The sequence below is a fragment of the uncultured Halorubrum sp. genome, from assembly GCF_937146585.1.
Lineage (GTDB): Archaea > Halobacteriota > Halobacteria > Halobacteriales > Haloferacaceae > Halorubrum > Halorubrum miltondacostae.
Genome location: NZ_CAKZRO010000168.1, coordinates 1 through 4,649 on the forward strand (window position 1 = coordinate 1; position 4,649 = coordinate 4,649).

Annotated in this window: 7 protein-coding genes; 2 read left to right on the forward strand and 5 right to left on the reverse strand. The window is 73.1% G+C overall.

What is annotated here, in order from left to right; all coding sequences use genetic code 11:
* Window positions 1–79: 79 nt before the first annotated feature.
* From Q0116_RS13880 to Q0116_RS13890, 3 genes are all read right to left on the reverse strand, one after another.
* Complete coding sequence (locus tag Q0116_RS13880; protein WP_297889595.1) at window positions 80–367, reverse strand: hypothetical protein; 288 nt, start codon at window positions 365–367, stop codon at window positions 80–82.
* An 89-nt stretch (window positions 368–456) separates the two neighbouring features.
* Window positions 457–1,014 carry a hypothetical protein gene (locus Q0116_RS13885; RefSeq protein WP_297889598.1) on the reverse strand — a complete coding sequence of 186 codons (558 nt, stop codon included), beginning with the start codon at window positions 1,012–1,014 and terminating at the stop codon, window positions 457–459.
* Window positions 1,011–1,649 carry a bifunctional 2-polyprenyl-6-hydroxyphenol methylase/3-demethylubiquinol 3-O-methyltransferase UbiG gene (locus Q0116_RS13890; protein ID WP_297889600.1) on the reverse strand — a complete coding sequence of 213 codons (639 nt, stop codon included), beginning with the start codon at window positions 1,647–1,649 and terminating at the stop codon, window positions 1,011–1,013. Before Q0116_RS13890 ends, Q0116_RS13885 begins: the two co-directional genes overlap by 4 nt.
* Window positions 1,650–1,708: 59 nt before the next feature.
* On the opposite strand from Q0116_RS13890, the gene Q0116_RS13895 reads away from it, so the two are divergent.
* Both Q0116_RS13895 and Q0116_RS13900 read left to right on the forward strand, forming a co-directional pair.
* A complete protein-coding gene (locus Q0116_RS13895; protein WP_297889603.1) occupies window positions 1,709–2,221 on the forward strand; it encodes a CinA family protein in 513 nt (170 codons plus the stop codon).
* Window positions 2,222–2,293: 72 nt separating this feature from the next.
* Window positions 2,294–2,713, forward strand: coding sequence for a universal stress protein (locus Q0116_RS13900; RefSeq protein ID WP_297889606.1), 420 nt, complete (start codon window positions 2,294–2,296; stop codon window positions 2,711–2,713).
* 37 nt (window positions 2,714–2,750) lie between these two features.
* Here the strand turns inward: Q0116_RS13900 and Q0116_RS13905 are convergent, their stop codons facing one another.
* On the reverse strand, window positions 2,751–2,954 hold the full coding sequence (locus Q0116_RS13905; RefSeq protein ID WP_297889609.1) for a hypothetical protein: 204 nt from the start codon (window positions 2,952–2,954) through the stop codon (window positions 2,751–2,753).
* A 103-nt stretch (window positions 2,955–3,057) separates the two neighbouring features.
* Entirely contained in the window at window positions 3,058–4,500 is a 1,443-nt protein-coding gene (locus tag Q0116_RS13910; RefSeq protein WP_297889612.1) for a carotenoid oxygenase family protein, read from the reverse strand.
* Between the last annotated feature and the right edge of the window lie 149 nt (window positions 4,501–4,649).

A 4,649-nucleotide genomic window follows, 5' to 3' on the forward strand; every position in this document is an offset into this window, starting at 1 on the left:
CCGACATGCCAGTTCGTACCGCGACCTCGTTGATATACGTTCGGGTCACCGCACCCGACGCTTCCGACCGCCCGTCGGCTCACGCCGCGTCTACGCCGTGCTCCGCGTCCGCGCCGCCCTCGGCCGCGCCCGTTTCGTCGTCGCCCTCGGTCGCTCCGTCCGCCGTCGCGAGCCGGTACAGGCCGACGAGCGCGCCGGCCGCGACCAGGGTCCCCTCGACCTTCGCTGCCGCGTACACCCAGTCGCGCGGTTCCGCCTCGCCGGCGTTCCGGTAGAGCGCGCGCGTCCAGAGCGCGACGGCGCGCCGCGGCGCGACGGCCTCGAGCAGTCCGCCGATCCCGGCCACCAACAGCAGTAGCGCTTTCATACGCGCCGTTCGACGCCAACCCTCAAAAGCGGTCCGGGGCCTCCGTCACCGAGTCGGGCCGCTCGTCACCGACCCGGAGTCCGCCTCTGTCACCCCTCGGTCACCGGTTCGGCCGCGTCGAGGTAGCGTCGACAGGTCCCGGCCGCCCACTCCCTGACCGCCGGGTCGTCCGTCGTCAACAGCGCCGCGACCCCGTTCCCGTCGATCAGCCCGACCGCGGCGCGCTCGTCGGCGAGGACCACCGCCACCGGCGACTCCCCGTCGTGTCGGTACGCGTCGACGCCGCGTTCGGCCAGCGCGCGCCGGACGATCGGCCCCGTCGCGCCGGCGAGGCGGTCGGCCGCGTCGTCGGTGAACACGACGCGGACCGCCCGCGGGACCGCCGCCAGCGCGTCGTTCAGCCGACGGGCGAGGTCGGCGTCGAACCGCGGGACGACTGCCACGACGCCGTCGGCCTCGGCGATCAGTCCGGCGAGGCGCTCCACCGGTGTCCGGGAGTCGCGCTCGCCTCCGTCGTCGATCTCCGGTTCGCCCCCGCGCTCGACGACCTCGACCCGATCGGCGAGGCTCCCCGGGTCGGCGTCGACCGCGCGCGCCACCAGCGTCCGGAGGACCGTCGCGGGCGACGCGGAAACGTCATCGCTCACGCGTCTCCCGCCCACCGCTCTGGGGCCTCCGGGCGCGAGGGATACGACTGCCGCACGCCCGTCGACTTCTGCGCGAGCAGCCGCGCCGCGGCGCGCCGGCGGTCGCCCGGTCGCTCGGTCGTCGTCTCGTCGTAGTAGCGCACGCTCAGCCCCAGCCCCGCGCGGAGCAGTTCGTTCGCCGCGAAGCGGTAGCTGTCGTCGCTCGGCCCCGACGGCGACGGCTCCGCCGACCGCAGGTGCCCCTCGACGTAGAGGTAGCCCCCCGGTTCGAGCGCGGCGATCAGGTCGGTGAACCGGTCGAGCGCGTGGAAGTAGCTCATCGTGATCACCGCGTACGTCTCCGCCGGGAAGCCGTACGTCGCGACGTCGCCGCGGATCGCCTCGACCCGGTCGGCGGTCCCGCGTTCGGCGGCGCGCTCCCGGACGATGCGGAGCCCCTCAGCCGACGCGTCGAGCGCGTCCACGTCGTGGCCGCGGTCGGCGAGGTAGACGGCGTTGCGGCCGGTCCCCGCGGCGACGTCGAGCGCGCGCCCGTCGGGCAGCGACGGCTCGTAGGCGCGGAGCACGGGGGACGGCTCGGGGGCGCGCGGGTACTCGCCCGACGCGAACCGTTCGTCCCAGTCGGTGTCGGTCACGGTCGCCCTTCGACGGGACGGGGCGTAAACCTCAGGGGCGTCTCGCCCGGAGCGGCGGTATGGAGGACACGACGCCCCCGGCCGACCGCCTGAACGTACTCCTCGCCGACCGGGACGAGACGCTCGCGACCGCGGAGTCGCTCACGGGCGGGCTGGTCGGGTCGCGGGTGACCGACGTGGCCGGCGCGAGCGCCTACTTCGACCGCGGGTTCGTTACGTACACCTACGACGCCAAGCGCGAGCTGCTCGGCGTCTCCCGCGAGTCGCTCGACGCGCACGGGGCCGTGAGCGAGCCCGTGGTCCGCGAGATGGCGGCCGGCGCGCGCGACCGGGCGGACGCCGACTGGGCGGTCGCGACCACGGGGATCGCGGGGCCGTCCGGCGGAACCGACGAGAAGCCGGTCGGGCTCGTCTACGTCGGCGTCGCGCACGCCGCCCCGTGGGGCACCGGCGAGTCGTTCGTCCGCGCCGAACGGGTCGTCCTCGACGGCGACCGCGACGCGGTGAAGCGCGGCGCGGCCGAGCGCGCGCTCGGCGCGCTCGTCGCAGCGATCGAGGACGCCGACGCCTGAGCGGTCGCTCACCCGGTTCTCCGGCCGCAGATCACTACTTGCGTTTATCAGCTCGCGGCGCGTATTGCCGGTATGATATCGCGCGTGCTCGTGGCGGTGGACGGTTCGGACCTCTCGGAGCGCGCGCTCCGGTACGCGCTCGACGCCCACCCGGGCGCCGCGGTGAGCGTGGTACACGTCGTGGGCAGCGCGTCGCCGATGATGGGCTCGGCCGCGGGGATCGCTCTGTCGGAGACCGGCGCGGACGGGATTCGCGAGGCCGCCGAGCCCGTCTTTGACCGGGCCCGCGAGATCGCCGCGGAGCACGACGCGACGGTCGACACGGTCGTGGAGGTGGGCAGACCCGCGCGCGGGATTCTCAACCGCGCCGAGGAGTTCGACGTCGTCGTGTTGGGCACCCACGGCGGGTCGATCGCGGACCGGCTGCTCGTCGGCGACGTGGCGAAGACGGTGTTCCGGCGCTCGCCGGTGCCGGTGACGGTCGTGCGGTGAGTCGGGAGTCAGTCCGGCGGCGGGGGGTCCCGCGTCGCTACTCGATGTATGCGTTCCCGACGACGGCGACGAGCAGCGCCGCGACCACGATCCACGTGATCGGCTCCACCGCGAGGAGTCGGAGCGGCCGCGCGGCCGACTCGTCGAAGCCGAAGAGCGCGCCGCCGGCGAACGCGACGGCCACCACGAGCGCCCCGACGATCCCGGCCGCGCCGAGCAGCGCTCGGTCCGACGAGTCCATACCCGACGTGCGCGTCGGGCGCACTTAAGCGATGGCCGCGAGGGGGACCGTCGTCGCTCCTCCGGTGGGAGCCGGATGTCGGTCAGCGAGACTTGCGGCGACGTCACGCCATGCTGCGTCTCGGGGTCGACGGCCCATAGAACTGCCCGTGGAAGCCGAACGGGAGGCGGTGTGGGAGTTCGGCTCGGCCGATCTCATCGAGCGTCCCGGCGTCGAGACAGACCAACCGCGAGCGGTCCGCCTCGGGGTCCAACACGACCGAGAGCAGGACCCCGTCGTCCTCGCCGTCGGCGTCGGGGGCGGGGACGAACAGCGGCTCCCCCGGGTGCGTCCCCGACTCGCGCCACCGCCGGACGGTGCCGGTCTCCACGTCCACCTTCGTGACGTCCGTCGGCAGGCTCGACGCGCCGTCGGTCTCGGCGAGGTAGACGTATCGGTGGGGCTCGCCGTTGACCGCGCGGTAGTTGATCACCGGGAACTCGACCGGCCCCCGGTAGAGGGTCGTCCGAGCGGCCTCGCCGCCGGACAGGGGGACCGCGTACCGACACAGGTCGCCCCGCGGGAGGTCCGGCTCGTCGCTCCGGAGGTTCGACAGCGCGAGCCCGGTGACCGCGCGGTCGTCGTCGAACGCGACGAGGTCGACGAGGATCTCGCCGTCGCGCTCGAACGCGTTCGCGTGGTGGTAGACGAACGCCGGCGGCGCCGACGCGGTCGCCACGTGCTCGCCGGTCGACCGATCGAGGACGACGAACCGGAGGGGCGCCGAGAGCGGTCGGAACGCGTCGAGGAACGTCTCCTTCGTCACCGCGCCCTTGAGGAGGCGAGCGGTGTCCAACCCGTACGCGTTCACGGTGACGACGACGTGTCGGTCGGTCACGGCGAACGAGTGGATGTAGGGCGCTTCGTCGAACTGAAGCCGGGTCAACGCGGTCGGCTCACCACCGTCTCTCGGGCGCTCGAACAGCGTGTACACGGTGTCGCGACCGTACGAGACGCCCAGGTTGAGGAACGCCTCCGCGTCGGGGTCGTAGTGGACGTGCGCGAGGGTCAGGTCGCAGTCCAGCCCCGCGGTGAGATCGATCCGGCCGGTCGTCTCGAGCGTGTCGGGGTCGAAGGTCAGCGCGGTCGGCGACTCGGTGATCGCCGCGTACTCGTCGCCGAACCGCTGGACGCCGATGACGGGGTTGTCCGGGAACGTCCCGTCGAGGACCTGTCGGAGCCGCGTCGGGAGCGAGCGGTCGGGCGGCGTCCCCGGAAACGGCGTCCGCACGCCGCCGCGCTCCAGTGCGTACGCGTAGTCGCGGCTCCGGACGAACCGGTTCGCGTACCTGACCTCGCCGTCGTCGATCCGGAACCGGCGGAGCATGGCGAACGGGTCGAACCAGTGGCGGAGCTCCGTGTCCCCGGCCTCGAACTGCCCCGGCCCGTTGCCGATCAGGTCGCCGGACAGCCAGTCCGGAAACGCCCCGCTGACGGGCAGTCGCGTGTCATCGATCTCCTCGCGCTGCGTGCGCAGTCCCGCGCGGTGATCTCGGTGGTCGTTCACACGACGCATTGGGACCGAACGGGTCTAGAACCATCGGTGGTCGCGACGGCTTAGTGCGACACTGCGAGCGGAGCGACGAGAAAACCGGCCGGCGTCAAGCCAGGGCAGGGATTTGAACCCCGGAAGTCTCGATTACAAGTCGAGTGCAT